This window comes from Bradyrhizobium sp. UFLA06-06, from assembly GCF_054820065.1.
This window is the reverse complement of the sequence record NZ_JADFUD010000046.1, coordinates 1-16,751: the sequence shown is the minus strand read 5'-3', so window position 1 is coordinate 16,751 and position 16,751 is coordinate 1. Positions and strand designations below refer to the sequence as shown.

18 protein-coding genes and 1 pseudogene are annotated in these 16,751 nt (G+C 63.9%); 4 read left to right on the top strand and 15 right to left on the bottom strand.

Annotated elements, in window-relative coordinates:
* The 3 genes from IF803_RS30230 to IF803_RS30220 form a co-directional block, all read right to left on the bottom strand.
* The gene (locus IF803_RS30230; RefSeq protein ID WP_461194575.1) at positions 1 to 717 is read right to left on the bottom strand and encodes a dihydrofolate reductase family protein; all 717 of its coding nucleotides are present in this window, start codon (positions 715 to 717) and stop codon (positions 1 to 3) included.
* 120 nt (positions 718 to 837) lie between these two features.
* The gene (locus IF803_RS30225; RefSeq protein WP_461194574.1) at positions 838 to 1,812 is read right to left on the bottom strand and encodes a magnesium transporter CorA family protein; all 975 of its coding nucleotides are present in this window, start codon (positions 1,810 to 1,812) and stop codon (positions 838 to 840) included.
* 90 nt (positions 1,813 to 1,902) lie between these two features.
* A complete protein-coding gene (locus tag IF803_RS30220) occupies positions 1,903 to 2,835 on the bottom strand; it encodes a transcriptional regulator GcvA (protein ID WP_028338976.1) in 933 nt (310 codons plus the stop codon).
* A 119-nt stretch (positions 2,836 to 2,954) separates the two neighbouring features.
* Here IF803_RS30220 and IF803_RS30215 point away from each other — a divergent pair, with 119 nt between their 5' ends.
* The 3 genes from IF803_RS30215 (at position 2,955) to IF803_RS30205 (ending at position 4,333) form a co-directional block, all read left to right on the top strand.
* On the top strand, positions 2,955 to 3,203 hold the full coding sequence (locus tag IF803_RS30215; RefSeq protein WP_155258350.1) for a DUF1127 domain-containing protein: 249 nt from the start codon (positions 2,955 to 2,957) through the stop codon (positions 3,201 to 3,203).
* Positions 3,204 to 3,228: 25 nt separating this feature from the next.
* Positions 3,229 to 3,918: a glutathione S-transferase family protein gene (locus IF803_RS30210; RefSeq protein ID WP_028338975.1), complete on the top strand. Its 690-nt coding sequence runs from the start codon at positions 3,229 to 3,231 to the stop codon at positions 3,916 to 3,918.
* Between the two features lie 124 nt (positions 3,919 to 4,042).
* Positions 4,043 to 4,333, top strand: a complete 291-nt coding sequence (locus tag IF803_RS30205; protein WP_028338974.1) for a hypothetical protein — start codon at positions 4,043 to 4,045, stop codon at positions 4,331 to 4,333.
* Here the strand turns inward: IF803_RS30205 and IF803_RS30200 are convergent, their stop codons facing one another.
* From IF803_RS30200 to IF803_RS30155, 10 genes are read right to left on the bottom strand one after another with little or no spacing between them, the layout of a single operon-like run.
* Positions 4,334 to 5,146, bottom strand: a complete 813-nt coding sequence (locus IF803_RS30200; RefSeq protein WP_461194572.1) for a hypothetical protein — start codon at positions 5,144 to 5,146, stop codon at positions 4,334 to 4,336.
* 25 nt (positions 5,147 to 5,171) lie between these two features.
* The gene (locus tag IF803_RS30195) at positions 5,172 to 6,599 is read right to left on the bottom strand and encodes an arsenate reductase/protein-tyrosine-phosphatase family protein (protein WP_461194570.1); all 1,428 of its coding nucleotides are present in this window, start codon (positions 6,597 to 6,599) and stop codon (positions 5,172 to 5,174) included.
* Between the two features lies 1 nt (position 6,600).
* On the bottom strand, positions 6,601 to 7,749 hold the full coding sequence (gene chrA / locus IF803_RS30190) for a chromate efflux transporter (protein WP_461194569.1): 1,149 nt from the start codon (positions 7,747 to 7,749) through the stop codon (positions 6,601 to 6,603).
* Positions 7,750 to 7,778: 29 nt separating this feature from the next.
* The gene (locus IF803_RS30185) at positions 7,779 to 8,153 is read right to left on the bottom strand and encodes a hypothetical protein (RefSeq protein ID WP_461194568.1); all 375 of its coding nucleotides are present in this window, start codon (positions 8,151 to 8,153) and stop codon (positions 7,779 to 7,781) included.
* A 32-nt stretch (positions 8,154 to 8,185) separates the two neighbouring features.
* Positions 8,186 to 8,365 carry a hypothetical protein gene (locus IF803_RS30180; RefSeq protein ID WP_016847070.1) on the bottom strand — a complete coding sequence of 60 codons (180 nt, stop codon included), beginning with the start codon at positions 8,363 to 8,365 and terminating at the stop codon, positions 8,186 to 8,188.
* 23 nt (positions 8,366 to 8,388) lie between these two features.
* Complete coding sequence (locus tag IF803_RS30175; protein ID WP_461194567.1) at positions 8,389 to 9,333, bottom strand: DUF1259 domain-containing protein; 945 nt, start codon at positions 9,331 to 9,333, stop codon at positions 8,389 to 8,391.
* Positions 9,334 to 9,379: 46 nt separating this feature from the next.
* Entirely contained in the window at positions 9,380 to 9,712 is a 333-nt protein-coding gene (locus IF803_RS30170) for a hypothetical protein (protein WP_461194565.1), read from the bottom strand.
* Between the two features lie 45 nt (positions 9,713 to 9,757).
* On the bottom strand, positions 9,758 to 9,991 hold the full coding sequence (locus tag IF803_RS30165; RefSeq protein ID WP_461194564.1) for a hypothetical protein: 234 nt from the start codon (positions 9,989 to 9,991) through the stop codon (positions 9,758 to 9,760).
* Between the two features lie 59 nt (positions 9,992 to 10,050).
* Complete coding sequence (gene chrA / locus IF803_RS30160; protein WP_461194563.1) at positions 10,051 to 11,442, bottom strand: chromate efflux transporter; 1,392 nt, start codon at positions 11,440 to 11,442, stop codon at positions 10,051 to 10,053.
* Positions 11,439 to 12,257, bottom strand: a complete 819-nt coding sequence (locus IF803_RS30155) for a chromate resistance protein ChrB domain-containing protein (RefSeq protein ID WP_028338966.1) — start codon at positions 12,255 to 12,257, stop codon at positions 11,439 to 11,441. The genes chrA (IF803_RS30160) and IF803_RS30155 overlap by 4 nt, the downstream gene beginning before the upstream one ends.
* Before the next feature lie 375 nt (positions 12,258 to 12,632).
* On the opposite strand from IF803_RS30155, the gene IF803_RS30150 reads away from it, so the two are divergent.
* On the top strand, positions 12,633 to 12,989 hold the full coding sequence (locus IF803_RS30150; protein WP_245288638.1) for a hypothetical protein: 357 nt from the start codon (positions 12,633 to 12,635) through the stop codon (positions 12,987 to 12,989).
* Between the two features lie 249 nt (positions 12,990 to 13,238).
* On the opposite strand, the gene IF803_RS30145 is transcribed toward IF803_RS30150, so the two are convergent.
* Positions 13,239 to 16,478 (bottom strand): efflux RND transporter permease subunit, encoded by a 3,240-nt coding sequence (locus tag IF803_RS30145; protein ID WP_461194562.1) that lies wholly within the window; start codon positions 16,476 to 16,478, stop codon positions 13,239 to 13,241.
* Between the two features lies 1 nt (position 16,479).
* Positions 16,480 to 16,751: pseudogene (locus IF803_RS30140) on the bottom strand (efflux RND transporter periplasmic adaptor subunit); the annotation flags it as partial.

Genomic DNA, 16,751 nt, shown 5'->3' with positions numbered 1-16,751 from the left:
TCAGTCCGGCGCGCGCTCCACGGCGTGACGCAGCCAGACCATGCCGCCTTCCAGCGTCTCGCAGTGCGTCAGCCGCAGTGATTGGCCGGCGCCGGGGCGGTCGCCGTCCGGGCCGTGATAGTCGACGATGCTTTGCGATCCGGCGACGCCGTCGACCGCCGGAAAGATCAATGTGCTGAACTCGTCGATCAGCCCGTGCTTGAGGAAGGCGCCGTTGATCCCGCCGCCGCCCTCGAGCAGCAGCGTCTTGGCGCCGAACAGGGCGGCCAGCTGCGCCATCGCGCCCGGCAGATCGTCGCCCTTCGTGCCGGCAAACAGATAGGACGCACCGTCCTCGCGCAGTTCGGCGAGATGCGCGTCGGACACCTGTTCGCCCAGCACCGCGACGGCGTGATCGCCGCCGACATTGTCCTTGCCGAAATGCACGCGGCCCGACGGATCGATGCCAACAGCGAGCTTGCGGCCGTTACGGTTGCCGACATGCGCCTCGCGCGGCAGCCTCGGTGGGTTGGCGATATGCCGCTCCGTTCCCTTGGCCATCTCGTTCATGGTGACGCGGCCGATGATCCATCCGTCGGCATCGAAGCCGTCATGGATCCGTTCGTAGTGCGAGCGCAGCACGTCGGCCGGAATCCCGGCGGCGGCCTTGGTGAAGCGGCTGGGATGCAGCCGGCCGTCGATCGACGTGCCCATGTGGCAGATGATGTGGGGGCGCATAGGCTGAACTCTTCGATGGGGGATGACCGCGCCGCAGGGGCGGGTGGGGCAGCTTCAGATTTATAGGCGCGCAGGCGGGTTCTCAACGCCGATAACGCCGCGGCGTTTCAACTTCGCTTGTTAATCGAACCAGCCGTGCCGCTTGAACCAGAGCACCGGCAGGATGCCGCTGGCGATGATCGCGGCCCAGGCCAAGGGATACCCAAACGTCCAGCTCAGCTCCGGCATCGCCTTGAAATTCATGCCCCAGACCCCGACCAGGATGGTCGGGGGAACGCCGACCACCGACACGATGGTCAGGATCTTGAACAGGTCGTTCTGCTGGATGTTGATGAAGCCGAGCACGGCGTCCAGCAGCAGCTGGATCTTGTCCGACAGCCGGGTCTCGTAGTCGCCGAGCGAGGCGACGTCCTTGGTGACGGCCTCGAGCCGGCGCTTCGATGCCGATGTGATCCATTCATTGCCGACGTCGTCGGCGAAGCTCGCGACCCAGCCGACGCCGAGAAGCACGTCGCGCGCCTTCGCCAGGCGATCGGCGAGCTCGCCGATGTTCTCCAGTGCCTCGCGCAGCCTGCGGCTGGAGCGCACCGGACGCTTGCTCCGCACCAGGCCGCCCTTGAAGACGCCCCGCGACAGCCTGTCGGTCTTGGCGCCGAGATGCTCCAGCACGTCGGCGCCGCGATCGATCATGGCCTCGAGCAGCGCGGTGAACACGCACATGCCGTTCTGCAGGCTCTTGTCGGTGCCGATCCGCTTCATGACGTCGTCGAACGTGGTCAGCGGCGCGAATCGCACGGTGACCAGCACCTTGGGGCCGATCACGAAGCCGATATTGGTGATCTCGGCTTCGTTGTTGTCGTCAAGCCGCACCGCCGGCGAGCTCAGATAGAGCCGGTCATGGTCGGTGATCAGGCGGCTCGACGCTTCGATCTCGCTCAACGATCGCTCGGACGGTACGCGGATGTCGAGCACGCGCTCGACGAACTGCTTTTCGTCCTCGGTGGGATCGAGCAGATCGATCCAGATGATCTCGGACGGCAATTCCGCGCCGATGCTTCGCCAATCGGAGGTCGCCGACCTGTACAGCTTCAGCAATGATCGGGCTCCATGCATGGTAGGTCGTGCGTCCCACGACAATCGCGAGGGCCGCAGGGCCGTTCCATGCATTTGGAAGCTTGCCGGCACTCACTTCAGTCGATGAGAGGTTCCGCCGAGCTTTCTAAGCCGGCGCAGGTCGCTTGCGGCCTCCGAGAGCAACCAATCGCGAAACGTCACGATCTTCGGCAGGTTTGCGGTCGCCTTCGGGCAGACGATCCAGTAGGTCTTCGACAACGGCAGCGACTGCGGAAACGGGCGCGCCAGATGGCCGTTGATGAGGTCCCATGCCGCCAGCGTGGTGCGCGCCAGCGCAATGCCTTGCCCATTGATGGCGGCATCAATCACCATGCTGGCGCGATTGAGGACCGGGCCATGCGTGGCGGCAGCATCGTCAAGTCCCGCTTCCTGAAGCCAGTTCTTCCAGTCGACGCGACTGTCCATATGGATCAGCGGAAATTTCAGGATGTCAGCGGGGTTGCTCAGGCGTCGCTTGCCGGACAATAGCTTTGGACTGCACACGGCAAATAGCTGCTCCGGGCTCAGCCGCACCGCGTCAAGCCCCGGCCAGTTGCCGTCGCCATGGCGTACCGCCAGATCCACCTCCTCGCGCGCGAAGTCGACGTGGTGCAGCGTGGCGGAGACGCGCAGGTCGATGCCGCTATGCGCCTCAACAAAGTGGCCGAGCCGGTGCACCAGCCATTTCGCAGCAAAATCCGGCGAGGTCGAAACCGTGAGCACACCGGTATTCTGCCGCTGCAACAGCCGCTCGGTGCCGATGGCGATGCGGTCGAGCGCGTCGCGCACGACAGCGAGATAGTCGCGCCCGGCCTCGGTGATGATCAGGCGCTGGCGTTCGCGGTTGAAGAGCTTTATTGCGAGCTCCGCTTCCAGTGCTTTCACCTGATGGCTGACGGCACCCTGCGTGACACAAAGCTCTTCGGCCGCGCGCGTAAAACTCTCGTGGCGCGCGGCGGCCTCGAAGGATTTCAGGGCGTTCAGTTGCGGCAGGCGTGGGCGCATCGCAATACTTCATGAGAAAAATTAGGGCAGGCACGAGAAACGATGCTTTGCGGGAAACCGCCCCGCGCCATTATTGAACAGCTCCAGTGCAGCATTTTCAAGCAATTTGGAGCCCCATCATGTCCGTCCTATTAACCGATACATGGTCGATCCCGCCGGTGCCCGCCGCCGACCCGGCCACACCACTTCATCAATTCAGCTCAGGAACGTCGCCAGGCGCTCCGCGCCCCGGATGGTGGAGCTTGCTTGACCGGCCGTTTCAGCGCATGGCGCTACGCGCGATCGCCGACGACCCGCATCTGCTTCGCGATCTCGGCCTGACGCGCGAGCAGGCGCTGCGCGAGGCCTCCAAGCCGTTCTGGCGCTGAGACCAAATCAGAAGGGAGAAAACGGATGTCCGATCCGATCGTCTACGGTTTCCCACGCAGCACTTTTGTCAACATCGTCCGCTTGATCCTCACGCACAAGGACGTGGCTTACCAATTCCACGACCTTGAACCGGTCATGGGCAAGCCCGATCACCTGGCGCTGCACCCGTTTAACCGTGTCCCAATTCTGAAACACGGCGATCTCACCGTCTACGAGACGAGCGCGATTGCCGCCTATGTCGACGAGGCCTTTGGCGGCGTATCGCTGACACCGAAAGACATCAAGGCGCGGGCGCGTATGAACCAGTGGATCAGCGCTGTTAACAACTATTACTACCCCTACATGATCTATCACGTGACGCATGAGCGTCTGGTTTTCCCGGAGCTCGGCATTGCCCCGGACGAGAAGGTCGTGGCACATGCGCTGCCCAAGGTCGAGACCGGGTTTGCGGTGGCCGAGCGCCAGCTTGCGCACGACAAGGATTTTTTGCTCGGGGACGAGCTCTCGATTGCGGATTTCTATCTGCTGCCGAGCACGTTCGCCTTCAGCCTCACCGCCGAAGGGCAGTCGATGTATCCGAAATACCCGGCATTCTGCCGCTGGCGGGAACGCATGGACAATCTGCCCGCAACGCAAAAGGTTCGCGCCGCCGTGCAGCGCGTGCCGATCGAACACGCGCGCGAATGGGCTACTTCGCACCGGCCGAGATATTGACCGTCACGGTTCGCGTGCAGAGCGCCCGGTTCCGACCACCACGTGCAGCCAAAAGCCCGTTTGTTTCCGAACAAAGGCGATGACGGAGCGTTAGTGCTGCAGAGCAAGAGGAAGGGACAACACCATGAAGAATTCTATATCGGTTGCGTTCATCTCCGCGGTCGCAATGACCTTCGCATTCGCCGGAAGCGATGCAAAAGCACAGTCTACGCCTGTCCAACAGGCCCAGCCGCCCCAGCAGTCGGAGCAAACCCGCGAGCAGGATCGCAGTCGCGCCGAGGACGTCAAGATCGGGCGTGACTGGAAGGCTCAAGGCGGCGAGAAGGACCACGCCGGCCAGGCAACACCTGACGAGAACCATCAGACTGTCGGTCGAGACTGGCGAGCCCATCCAGAGAACCGGGACCGCCAGTAGCTATCGAGGCGGAATTGGCGACGCTTGGTGCGCGGCGTGGCCCTCGAAGAAGGAAAGCGGAAAGCCGAAGGTCAATCCCGCACGTATCTCGTTTACCGGATGGCCTCCTGTGAGCGCGTGCCGGACCGCGATGTCGAAGCTGAGGTCGTCGCGCACACGATAGATCAGCCCGACCAACCCCGAGAACGTCTCCTCTTTTCCAAACTCGTTCTCGTAGAAGATCTCGGCGACGGGGCGCACCGTCCAGGTCATCGGTCCTTCGACAATAGCACCCACGAACACGTCGCCATGATGGTCGCGGGTGATGGCAGTCTCGGCATTCAGGTGAATGGTGCCCCAATCCCAGCGCTGCGAGACGATGCCGGCCAAGCTTACGCCAACGCCCGAATTGCCGGTACTGTCAGGAAGCAGGACGCCAAATTCGGTCGCAATGCTCGGACCGGTCTTGTCCTGCAGGCTACCAGGTACGACCACGTGCTTGAGAAACGCTCCGGCTGCAGTCAGGCTGGTCGGCCCGGGCGGAGAGAGCGACGTTTGTCCCTGGCCTTCGAAGACGGCTTCCCAACTCTCGCTCAAACCGAAGTTGAGAACCCAGGCCGGCGCGATCAGGCTCGTTCCGCTCTCATCACGCAAACGTCCGGCCGGCTGCAGCTCGACCTCCATCTCCCCCTTCTTGGCAACGGCGGCATCGGTGCCATCGAAGGGGCGATAGGCCGAGGCGGGGTCAGACCAGGCGATCAGTCCAAGAGCGGCCATGAAGCGAGGCGCAAGGCGTCTCGAAAAGCTACGAAAGCCCCGGCTGCGTTTCCACATGCGCCGTCTCCCCACAAAGTCGATCTCAAGGCATTGGCTTGAATACCCAGATTGCCGCCGGTCCGGCAGGCCCCGCGCGGACCGCAACAAACAGACGGTCCATCTCCGGCACAAAGAGCGATGTTCGCGCGCCCGTCGCCGTCGGCAGACGCGCGATCAGTCGATAGGCCGCTCCATCAATCTCAAATACATCGACGTATCCACCGCCGCAGCTCACATAAATGCGTCCGCGCTTTGCATCTACAAAGAGGTCGTCGGCATCGCCGCAAGTGCTGATGGCTGCAATCGCCTTGCCGTCGGTCGAAAAGGCTGCAAGCTCGGCTGGGCTGCGATACACTAGGAGAACGCGACTTCGTTCGTGATCGATGGCCATCGCGAAATTACCGCCCTTGTCCAACGGCCAGCTGGTGAGTTGTTTCCCGGAAGCAACGTCCACCACCGCGACGGCTCGTGCGTCAGGCAGATTCACGAAGATGCGCCCACTATCGGGCTGAAGCTGGAAGCTTTCCGGATGTGCCTTAAGGAGTAGGCGCCGAACCTTTGTCCGGGTGGATGGGTCGACGACTGCCAGACCACCATCGCCATAGCCGACGATGACGCGCTTGGCCGCCGCGTCGACCCGGATATTGTCGGCGTCGCTGCCGAGTTCGATTCGCCCGGTCGCCTTGTACTCGTTGGCTTCGTACAGCTGCACCGATCCGTCGCGGGCGTTGGCGACGTAGAGGGTGTCGGTCGATGGCTCATAGCCGACGCCCTGGGGGGCGCTCAATCCGGTAATGGTTCGAAGCAAGCTGCGCGCAGCCAGATCGACGACGCCGACGCTGTCATTGCCGAGCTCGGCCACGAACAGTCGCTGCCGCTTCAGGTCGATCGCCAGGTGATCAATCCGACCGCGCACATCGCCGAGCAGGATTTTCGTTTCGAGCTGAAGGGGCGTTTTGTCTCCCGCCGGTTCAGTTGCCGCCGCCAGCGTCGGAATGAGGGCGTCGATGCGCCGGACGATCTGATCCCGGGTCGACTCATAATCATCGATACCCAAGGGAATGCCGGACCAGTAGGTCACGTCGGCCCGTCCGTGCCGCTCGGCGGGGATCTGATCGAACGCCACCACCTGGTCCGCCGCGGCCATGTCGTCCACGGTCAGCTGTTGCGGCGTGTTGGCCGCCTCCAGACCATCGAGTGCAAGGCCATCCTGGACCCTGACCGGCACCGACCGATAAAGGTCGATGCCGCGTGAGATCGCCCTGAATCGCAATCCGCGCTCTTGGGCAGCCTTGTTGAAATAGGCCGCCGCCATCTGGCTGTTCACGACGCCGTGCAGGCAGACAAAGACAACGATCTTGCCATCGTCCGCCGACGCCGGCCGAGCCGATGTCAGCGCGATCGCAAGCAATATGGCGGCAACGCGCAGCGGCGCCTGGGCACTCCTGAGCAGCGTTCGCATCGTCAGCATCTCACTTCAGCCCGGTTAGCACCCACGCCGGTTGCAAGATGGGGTAAGCAACGAGCCCAACGACTGCCGTAACGGCGATGAGCAGGGGATTGCTGACCTTCCAGCGGAACAGAACGGCGAGCGATGCAATGCCGATGAGCGCGGTCAACCAATCGCCGATCGCAATCCTGCCGAGCAGGACGCACGCGCCCAGGATGGTTCCGATCGCAGCCGCATAGGCGCCCTTCACGAATCCCTGCACGTTCGGGTTCTTGCGGTGCCGCGCCAGCAACGGCGCCACGATCAGGACCAGCAGGAAGGACGGCAGGAAGATGCCGATGGTCGAGAGAAGAGAGCCCCAAAAACCCGCGACCAGATAGCCGACGAAGGTTGCCGTGATCACGACAGGTCCGGGGCTCATCATGCCGATCGCGACGGCGACCAGGAATTCACGCTCGTTAAGCCAACCATACTGCTGCACGAGCCCTTGCTCGAGAAAGGGAACGATGACGAGCCCGCTGCCAAAGGTCAGCGAACCCGCCTTGAGGAAGAACAGCAGCAGCTTGCCCAGCGTCGAGCCGGTCATGACCGGCGCGGCTCCGGGCGCCGCCGCCGGGATCACCGCGAGCTGCAGCGCAACCGGCGGGCGCTTGATATTGCCGTAATAGATGATGCCAATGATCCCCGCACCAATGAAGAGCAGCGCGACCTCGGCTTTCAAGATTACGGTGATGGCGAAACAGACTGCGGCGATCACCCATTGCAGCCAGTCCTCCATGCCGAGCTTGGCGAGCCGGTAGCAGGAATGCAGGATCAGCGCGATCACGGCCGGGCTGACGCCATAGAAGATGCCGGTGACCGGCTGAAGATCCCCCAGATGGACGTATAGCGCGCCGAGGGCCGCGACGATGATAAAATTCGGCAGGATGAAGGACCAGCCGCCGGCCCACGCGCCCCAGAAGCCGCCACGTAGATAAGCAATGAAGATGCCGACCTGGATCGCAAGCGGCCCGGGCAGTGACTGGCAAATGGCGATGGTCTCGCGCATCTGCTCCTTGGTGAGCCACTTCTTTTCGTCGACGAGCTCACGCTCCATCTGGCCGACCAGCGCGACCGGTCCGCCGAAGCCGAGAAAGCCCAGCCTCAAAAAATAGCGGACGAGTTCGCCCATCCCACCGTTCCCGCTTGTCGTGGTCGTCGTCACTTTTGCCCCTCATCGCGGTCTTCGGGTTCGACGATCCCGTCGAATGCGAGCCCAAGCCCCGATGGCACCATCTCGATGCGGTCGCCCCTCACTATCACTGCGTAGCAACCATCTTCCTTGTCTCCGAGCCGAAGGCACATTTCGCCGTTCTCGATGGACCATTTTCCGACCTTCTTCGTGCCCATCGCATAGCTTCTCAGCGTTCCGTTTGGCTCGTAGACATAGCGATAGTGCACCTCATCCGTGAGCTGCATTCCCACCAGCCTTGCTCTGATTTCTGCGCCGGAGAGCTTGCGCGGGGTCGCGGCCGCGGCCGAGTCAGACGCCGGCGATGTCAGGCTCACGGCCGCAACGGCAACAACGAGCGACATCCACGTCGTCAGAGGACCCGAGGGCGCCCCGGTCATTTCTTGCAGGCTTTCTTGCACATCTGATACTCGGACTTGCAGGTTGGCCCGGCATAGTTCTTCATGCACGCCTTTTGCTGATCGGCGCAGACCTGACAGCTGGTCTGGCCGATCGCAGCGTCCATGCCCACAAGAACTCCGACGACAACCATGGACATGACCGTGAGGCTACGCATCGTTGATCCCTCCAAGACCAGAGTCAGCTTTTTGTCGTGGCCGTCTTGTCCAGGGCGGCACGCAGGCCCTTGGCGAGCTTGATGGCGTCGTCATTGGCCCAGAAATGCATGAAGAACAGGCGCGGCTGTTCATCCAGCATGTGGCTGTGCAGCGCGGTGACGTCGATGCCGTGCGTCCGCAGCGCCATGATGACGGGGTTGACCTCGTCATTTGTCAGCACGAAATCGCCAGTGATCGCCGCCTTGCCGCCGCCGGTCGGCTGGAAGTTGATGCCGATGGCGACGCCCATCGGACCGACCGGGCTCAATGCCATGCCCTGTTCGGTGATCGGATCGCGGCGGGGCACGTTGAACTGATAGACGCCGCCATTGGCCTGGCCCTTGACGCCGATGATCTGGTCGAGCTGCGCAGTATCGAGATCGATGGCCGGCGGCGGCGCGGCCGGCGCCGCGGCCGTGAGCGGCGTCTTGCTTTCCGCAAGGCCATCCCGGATCGCGGCGGCGAGCTTGACCGGGTCGCCGTGGCCGGCGACGTGCATGTAGAAGGTGGCCGGGCTCGCGCCAAGCAAATGGTTGTGCACGGCCGTGATCTGCAGGCCGTTGCCGATCATCTTCAGCATCACAGGGTTGATCTCGGATTCGAGCAGCACCAGGTCGCCCATCGCCATGACGCCGTCGTGCATGGGCTTGAAGGCGACCCAGCCGCCGAGCGCCAGCGCCGGCTTGATGGTGACGCCGTCGAGCGTCACCGCAAGGTCGCTCCGCGGAAAGCCGTAGCGATGCACGTCGCCGGTGACGGCGGGTTTTCTGCCCAGCACGTCGTCGACCTTCTGCCAGTCGATCGCCTGCGCATGCGCCGACGAGACGAACGGCTCGGCAAACACCTGCCAGTCGATTTTTTGCGCGCTTCCGCCCGTGGCGAAGAGGCAGGCGCCGACGCCGATCAGCGCCGAAATCGTGTGTCGCATTGGATTGCTCCCTTGAACCTGGTTTTCGATGCGTCGGGGCCCGGCTCTATTGCTTCGAGAGCCCGACGATGGTTCGGAACCCGGCGATGTTCTGCACCGCGATTTCGACTGGATCGCCGAAGCGGACGGCATTGAAGATCAGGCCGTCCTGGACCTTGAACGATTCGATCCGGTCCGGAGACAGCTGGATCAGCAGCGTGTCGTTGCGTTCATCGACGCGATCGACGACGCCGCGCAGCGTCTCGCTCGCCTGCGGATGGACCGTCGCCGCCTGCAATGTGACGGCCGCGTCCTGCTGGTCGTCGAGGGCAGCCGGCACTGCCAAGGTTGCGCCCGGCCATAGCACCGCCATGCACATGGCCACAATAGCTCTCATCATGATTGTCACTCCATCGATTGGTCGGCGACTTTCGCGCCCGCAAGCTTAGTCCCGCTCCTTGACCTGGCCGCTGCTGTCGATCACGAGCCGCACCGGCTTGCCGTTCTTCATCGCCTTCGCCGTCGTGCCCTCGGCCGTCGACTTGACGTCGGTGACCTGGGCGTAGCCGGCGGCGCGAAGTTTCGCGACCAGCTCGTCCTGCGTCAGGGCATGGGCCGGCATGGCCGCAGCCGCCATCGTCAGTGCGAGAATCAAATGGGAAAGTTTTCGCTTCTGCATGATTGTTCTCCTGGCTGTGTTGTGCTGCCCCAGGGTTCTTCCGACGCGTGCCGCTCCGCTCAGATGATGCCCGCGAGACGCAGCAGCACGCCCGTGATGCAGGACGCGGCGAGGACGCCGAGCATCCCGACATTGAAGCGGAAGATCGCGATCGCGGCGGCGATGGACAGCGCCAGCGCCGGCCCGTCGATGCTGCCTGGCACCGGCGCGTCGAACGACAGGCCAAGCCCGTGCACCGGCAAGGTTTGCCGGAACAGCGTGTGCAGCGCGAACCAGACCGACAGATTGAGGATCACGCCGACCACAGCGGCGGTGATCGCCGAAAGCGCGCCCGCCAGCGCCTTGTTGCCGCGCAGCGCCTCGATGTAGGGCGCCCCGATAAAGATCCACAGGAAGCACGGCGTGAACGTCACCCATGTCGCGAGCAAGCCGCCGAGCGTGGCGGCCAGCATCGGCGACAGCCCGCTTGCCTCGCGGAACGCGGCCATGAAGCCCACGAACTGCACCACCATGATCAGTGGGCCGGGCGTGGTCTCGGCCATGCCGAGCCCGTCCAGCATCTCGCGCGGGCTGACCCAGTGATAATAGTCGGCGGCCTGTTGCGCGACATAGGCGAGCACGGCGTAGGCGCCGCCGAACGTCACCATCGCCATCTTGCTGAAGAAGATCGCGATCTGGGTGAACACGTCGCCGGGCCCGAGCGCAATGAGCAGGGCGAACACCGGCACCAGCCAGAGTGCGAGCCAGATGGCGCCGACCCGCAAGGTGCGCGATGCGTTGGGACGGACATGATCCGGCACCGCTTCACCGAGCATGCTGTCGATCACGGCGGAATTCTTGCCGCCATGTTCGATCGCCGCAAATTCGCTCCGGCCGAGGCGTGCGCCGACCAGCCCTGTGACCGCGGCGGCTCCGATGATCAGCGGAAACGGCACGGCGAAGAAGAAGATCGCGACGAAGGCGATCGCCGCGAGCGCGATCATCACCCGGTTGCGCAGCGCGCGCTTGCCGACCCGCACCACGGCCTGGATCACGATGGCCAGCACCGCGGCCTTCAGGCCGAAGAACAGCGCCTCGACAAACCCGACATTACCGTACGCCGCGTAGATATAGCTAAGGCCCATGATGGCGAAGATGCCGGGCAGGATGAACAGCCCGCCCGCCACGATGCCGCCGAGCGTCCGGTGCAGCAGCCAGCCGATATAGGTCGCCAGCTGCTGGGCCTCCGGCCCCGGCAGCAGCATGCAGTAGTTGAGGGCGTGCAGGAAACGCCCCTCCGATATCCAGTTCTTCTCCTCGACCAGGATGCGATGCATCACCGCGATCTGGCCGGCCGGTCCGCCGAAGCTCAGGATGGCGACGCGCATCCAGACCAGCAGCGCCTCGTTGAAGGAGATGCCGTGCGCGGGCTCATGTCCGCGCGCCTTCGCTGTCGTTGCGACGTCGGTCATGGCTTCACCTTGCTGGTCGGCCAGTTGTGCGTCTCCTTGGTCGCGTCGCGGCACCATCGGTAGAACGCGTCGTAGAGCAGCAGCCCGGCGCTCAATTGCTCGAGGTCGTCGTCGAACATGCGCGACAGGCCGAGCGAGGCGGCGAGCAGCCCGGGCGCCTCCGGCGAAAGCTCGAGCCGCGCGGTATCGGCCGCCCGCACCATCGTCGCGAGCCGCTCCAGCGCCGGCGTCGCGAGGCCGAATTCCTTGACCATCACGTCGAAGGTGCAGAGCTCGCCGCGATGGCTCCAGAACACGTTCTCGATGTCGAACGGCGTGGCGTCGAACCGTTCGGCAACCGCCTCGACCTCGGCCGATGTGACGAACAGGAACACCGCCGCGGGATCGACGAAGCGGCGGATCAGCCATGGACAGGCGATGCGGTCGATCTTCGGCCGCGATCGCGTCACCCAGACGGTGCGGCCCCGCCCGTCGCGTTTCGGAATCTTGTCGGCGGGAACGGTCGGTAGCTCCGCTTCCCGCCAGCCGAGGTGGCCGCCCTCGAGAATCTCGGCCGTGATGTTGCTGCAGCGGAGCCAGGCGGCGGTGCCTTCGGCAAGCTTCTGCCCCTTCTGGCAGACCACCACCACGGACTGGCCGGTGAGGCGGGAAGCCCAGTCCTGGACATCGCGATCGGAGTAGCGGACCGCGCCCGGGATCAGGCGCGGATCGGCGGCGAAATCTTCATCGAGACGAACGTCGACGAGCGTCGGCGCCTTGGCGGTGCCGATGAGACGGGACAATTTTTCGGATGAGATCGATGTGTATGACGACATGGTGCGCCCTTGGTGACAGGACGCGATTCTTGGGCATGTCGCCTCGCGGGGAGATCGCACATCCCCGTAGCCGCATCAAAAACCCTGAGCTCCGGGCTGTCAACCAAATCCGCAGCAATCGCCGATCGACAGTCACGAAAACTTCATCGCGCAGCTTGGAACGAACATCCGGCCGCAGGAGCGACAGGCTGCCCCCATCAATCGCCGACCGAAGCCGGCTCGAGCCGATGGGGCACCTCTCCATCTCCGGCGAGTTGCGAATAGGAACATACAATTCGTTGCCGAGTTGCGCGGTGGCAGGGATCAGCTCAGGTAGATGCCGACACTGCGAACGTGTCGCGCTCCCGCCTGCATTCATTGGAGCAGTGCCGATTGATGGACAGTCATTATTGGCATGCGACGCCTGTTGCGCTGGTCGCTATGCTGCTCATCACAACAACCGGCGGCGCTCTCGCCCACGATCATCAGCAACCCGAATTGAACGGTTGGTATGAGGGCTTGCATAGCAGCAAGGGTCCCTGCTGCGATGGCACGGATGCGCAGCACATTGACGACGTCGACTGGGAAACCAGGAACGGCCATTATCGGGTGCGCATCGATGGTGAGTGGGTTGACGTTCCGAACGAAGCCGTCGTGCCCGGGCCGAACCTGTCCGGCCGACCCATCGTGTGGCCCTACTACATAGACGGTCACCCGAAGGCGCGTTGCTTCATGCCTGGCAGCATGGGCTGACGCCCGTCGGGGACGGGCCACTGTGTAAATCGGGTGAACCCGACTTCTCCGCGCTGGCAGCCGACTCACCGCGGTGATGGACCGCGACGGCCGTCCGATGCTGGCCAAGAGCGCTGCGTCCAAGCACCGACTTCTCACCATGCACGGGAGGCGGATCAGCACGGGTTCCTGCCCATGACAGGAACAATGTCGTGGCTGATATCTCAGTCCGCGATTGCGGCGGTGTACGCGGGGTAATTCCGATCCGGGTCATTCAGCGGCGCGTTGAACACCGCCTGTCGAATTGAAGGAACCGATCGTCGGCCGCCTTGCGAACCTCGCGTAAAGGGCGGGCAACACGACCAGCGTCAGCACGGTCGCAGTCAGCAATCCTCCGATCACGACGGTGGCAAGCGGTTTCTGCACCTCGGAGCCAGTACCGGTCGCCAGCGCCATCGGCACGAAGCCGAGCGACGCCACCAGCGCCGTCATGACGACGGGACGGAAACGCGTCAGCGCTCCGTCCCGGATTGCCTGCGCTAGCGGTGCGCCGCCGTCGATCAGCGACCGGATTTGGGTCAGCATGACCAGGCCGTTCAGCACCGCCACACCCGACAAGGCGATGAAGCCGACTGCGGCCGAGATCGAGAACGGCATGCCGCGCACCCAGAGCGCGGCGATGCCGCCGGTCAGCGCCAGCGGCACCGCGCTGAAGACCAGCACTGCGTCGCGCGCCGATCCCAAGGCTCCGAACAACAGCAGGAAGATCATCGCAAAGCACGCCGGAACAACGATAGCCAGGCGCTGCCGCGCGACCGAGAAGTTCTCGAACTGTCCGCCCCAGGCCAGATAGCTTCCGGGCGGCAGTTCCACCTGCTCGGCGACCTTGTCCTGCGCTTCGGTAACCAGCGATCCGATATCCCGTCCACGTACCTCGGCAGTGGCGACGACGCGCCGCTTGCCATTCTCGCGGCTGATTTGGTTGGCGCCTTCGGTCTGTTCGAACGAGGCGATCTCGCGCAGCGGAACGGTTGCCGCCGGTGCGTTGGCGCTCAGGTGAGGAAGCGGGACCGGAAGACTTTCCAGGGCGGAAATGTTTCCGCGCAGCGCGTCGTTGAGCCGAACCACGATCTGGAAGCGTCGATCGCCCTGGAACACCAGTCCGGCCTGGCGCCCGCCGACCGCGATCTCGATCATGTCCTGGACGGCGGTCAGGCTGAGGCCGCGGCGGGCGATCTCGGCCTTGTCGATCCGGATTTCGAGGAACGGCAGACCGCTGGTCTCTTCGACCTTCACGCTTTCGGCGCCTTCGATCGTCTTCAATGCGTCCGCAATGCGGGTCGCCGTTCGCTGCATTTCGGAGAAATCGTCACCGAAGACCTTGACGCCAAGGTCCTCGCGCACACCCGCAATGAGCTCGTTGAAGCGCATCTCGATCGGCTGTGAGAAACCCACCTTGTTGCCCGGAAGCTTGGTCGCCTCCGCCTCGATCGCGCGGATCAGGTCGTCCTTCGTCATCGAGGGGTCCGGCCACTCGTTTTGCGGCTTGACGATGATGTAGGTATCGGATGCGCTCGGCGGCATCGGATCGGCCGCCAGATCCGGCGTACCGGTGCGCGAGAACACGAAGGCGACCTGCGGAAACTTGCTGATCAGCCTCTCGATTTCAAGCTGCATGGCCTGGGACTGGGAGAGTGCCGTGCTCGGCATGCGCTTCACTTCCATGACGATGTTCTTCTCGTCCAGCGTCGGCGTGAATTCCTGGCCCAGGTGAGAAAACACGACGAGCGAGGCTGCGAAGAGCAGGGCTGCCGACGTGAGGACGAGGCCGGGACTTGCGACGCTGCGCGACAGGATCGGCGCATAAGCGTCCTTTAGCCCGCGGACGAGGACGTTTTCGCTCTCCTTCACCGGCCTGGTCAGGGCGATCGCGGTCGCGGCCGGAACGAAGGTCAGGGAGATCACGAAGGCGATGGCCAGCGCAATCATCACCGTCAGCGCCATCGGCTCGAACGTCTTGCCCTCCACGCCGGTGAAGGCGAGCAACGGGACGTAGACGAGGATGATGATGAGCTGTCCATAGACCGTGGGCCGGATCATCTCGACAGCAGAATCGGTGATCGTCTTAAGGCGCTCGTCGCGTGTCAGGGCCCGACTCAGGTCGACCTGCCGCTGTGCGAGGTGCCTGAGGCTGTTCTCGCAAATGATCACCGCGCCGTCGACAATCAGGCCGAAGTCGAGCGCGCCGAGGCTCATCAGGTTGGCGCTGATATGTCCGCGCAGCATGCCAGTCGCGGTCAGCAGCATGGTGATCGGAATGACGCAGGCAGTGATCAGCGCCGCGCGGAAATTGCCAAGCATCAGGAACAGCACCGCTATCACGAGCAGCGCGCCCTCCGCGAGATTGGTGGCGACCGTATGGATGGTGGCGTCGACCAGCTGGGTGCGGTTCAGCACCGTTCGCGCCTGAATTCCGGGCGGCAGGGTCTTGCTGATCTCCTTGATCTTCGCCGCCGCCGCCGCGGCCACCGTTCGGCTGTTGCCGCCGATCAGCATCAACGCTGTGCCGAGCACGACCTCGCGACCGTTGACGCTGGCGCTGCCGGTTCTGAGCTCCTTGCCGATGGTGACGTCGGCGATGTCCTTGACGCGGACCGGCACGCCACTGCGGGTCGAAACGACGATCTGTCCTATATCCTCGATGTTCTCCACGCGCCCGGCGGCGCGCACGACATAGCCTTCGCCGTTCTGCTCGATGTAATTGGCGCCACGGCTGGCGTTGTTGGCTTCGATCGCCGCGACGACCTGCTGCAGCGAGAGGCCGTAGGAGATCAGCTTTTGCGGGTCGGGCTGCACTTGATATTGCTTGACGAAACCGCCGATGGCGTCGGCGCCGGCGACGCCGGGCACCGTCTTCATCTGCGGGCGGACGATCCAGTCCTGCACCGTCCGGAGATACACGGTGCGCTGGAAGTCGTCGGTCAGCCGCTCGCCTTCCGGGGTGAGATAGCTGCCGTCGGTTTGCCAGCCGGGCGCGCCGTCGCGCACTTGCGCGGTCGCGCCGGGCTTCTCGTATTCGACCGCCCACCAATAGATCTCGCCGAGGCCTGTCGACACCGGCCCCATCTTCACCTCGACGCCCGGGGGGAGCGAGGATTTGGCATCGTTGATCCGTTCGGCGACGAGTTGCCGCGCGAAATAGATATTCGTGCCGTCAACGAAGACCACGGTCACCTGGGCGAAGCCGTTCCGCGAGAACGACCGCGTGGACTCGAGGCCGGGGATGCCGGCCAGCGCCGTCTCCAGCGTGACGGTCACCTGCTTTTCGATCTCGACGGGAGTGAGCGCCGGCGCGGTCGCGTTGACCTGCACCTGGACGTTGGTCACGTCGGGAACGGCGTCGATCGGCAGTTTGGTCAGCGACCAGAAGCCGGTTGCCGCGGCGACCAGCACCACCAGGAGCACGAGCCAGCGGCGCCTGACCGAGAAGTCCACGATACGCGCGATCATCTCAATCCTCGTCGCCTGGCTTGGACAGCTCGGCCTTCAGCGGGAACGTGTTTGAGACGGCGATCGTCTCGCCCGCCGTGAGACCCGACTTCACCTCGACCAGATCGCCGTCGCGACGACCGAGCACAACGTCGCGCTTCTCAAAGCCGTCAGGCGTCCGCACGAACACAGCCTTGTGTCCCTCGACCGTTTGCACGGCCGTGGCCGGCACTGCGATCGGAACCTGACGCGACTCCACGGCAATATCGGCCGTGACGAACGAGCCCGGACGCC

Bases quoted from the DNA above. Each gene is read 5' to 3' on its own strand.
- IF803_RS30230 (WP_461194575.1), bottom strand. From the start codon at position 717: ATGCGCCCCCACATCATCTGCCACATGGGCACGTCGATCGACGGCCGG.
- IF803_RS30220 (WP_028338976.1), bottom strand. From the start codon at position 2,835: ATGCGCCCACGCCTGCCGCAACTGAACGCCCTGAAATCCTTCGAGGCC.
- IF803_RS30215 (WP_155258350.1), top strand. From the start codon at position 2,955: ATGTCCGTCCTATTAACCGATACATGGTCGATCCCGCCGGTGCCCGCC.
- IF803_RS30210 (WP_028338975.1), top strand. From the start codon at position 3,229: ATGTCCGATCCGATCGTCTACGGTTTCCCACGCAGCACTTTTGTCAAC.
- IF803_RS30205 (WP_028338974.1), top strand. From the start codon at position 4,043: ATGAAGAATTCTATATCGGTTGCGTTCATCTCCGCGGTCGCAATGACC.
- IF803_RS30200 (WP_461194572.1), bottom strand. From the start codon at position 5,146: ATGTGGAAACGCAGCCGGGGCTTTCGTAGCTTTTCGAGACGCCTTGCG.
- IF803_RS30195 (WP_461194570.1), bottom strand. From the start codon at position 6,599: ATGCTGACGATGCGAACGCTGCTCAGGAGTGCCCAGGCGCCGCTGCGC.
- chrA (WP_461194569.1), bottom strand. From the start codon at position 7,749: ATGGGCGAACTCGTCCGCTATTTTTTGAGGCTGGGCTTTCTCGGCTTC.
- IF803_RS30185 (WP_461194568.1), bottom strand. From the start codon at position 8,153: ATGTCGCTCGTTGTTGCCGTTGCGGCCGTGAGCCTGACATCGCCGGCG.
- IF803_RS30180 (WP_016847070.1), bottom strand. From the start codon at position 8,365: ATGCGTAGCCTCACGGTCATGTCCATGGTTGTCGTCGGAGTTCTTGTG.
- IF803_RS30175 (WP_461194567.1), bottom strand. From the start codon at position 9,333: ATGCGACACACGATTTCGGCGCTGATCGGCGTCGGCGCCTGCCTCTTC.
- IF803_RS30170 (WP_461194565.1), bottom strand. From the start codon at position 9,712: ATGATGAGAGCTATTGTGGCCATGTGCATGGCGGTGCTATGGCCGGGC.
- IF803_RS30165 (WP_461194564.1), bottom strand. From the start codon at position 9,991: ATGCAGAAGCGAAAACTTTCCCATTTGATTCTCGCACTGACGATGGCG.
- chrA (WP_461194563.1), bottom strand. From the start codon at position 11,442: ATGACCGACGTCGCAACGACAGCGAAGGCGCGCGGACATGAGCCCGCG.
- IF803_RS30155 (WP_028338966.1), bottom strand. From the start codon at position 12,257: ATGTCGTCATACACATCGATCTCATCCGAAAAATTGTCCCGTCTCATC.
- IF803_RS30150 (WP_245288638.1), top strand. From the start codon at position 12,633: ATGGACAGTCATTATTGGCATGCGACGCCTGTTGCGCTGGTCGCTATG.
- IF803_RS30145 (WP_461194562.1), bottom strand. From the start codon at position 16,478: ATGATCGCGCGTATCGTGGACTTCTCGGTCAGGCGCCGCTGGCTCGTG.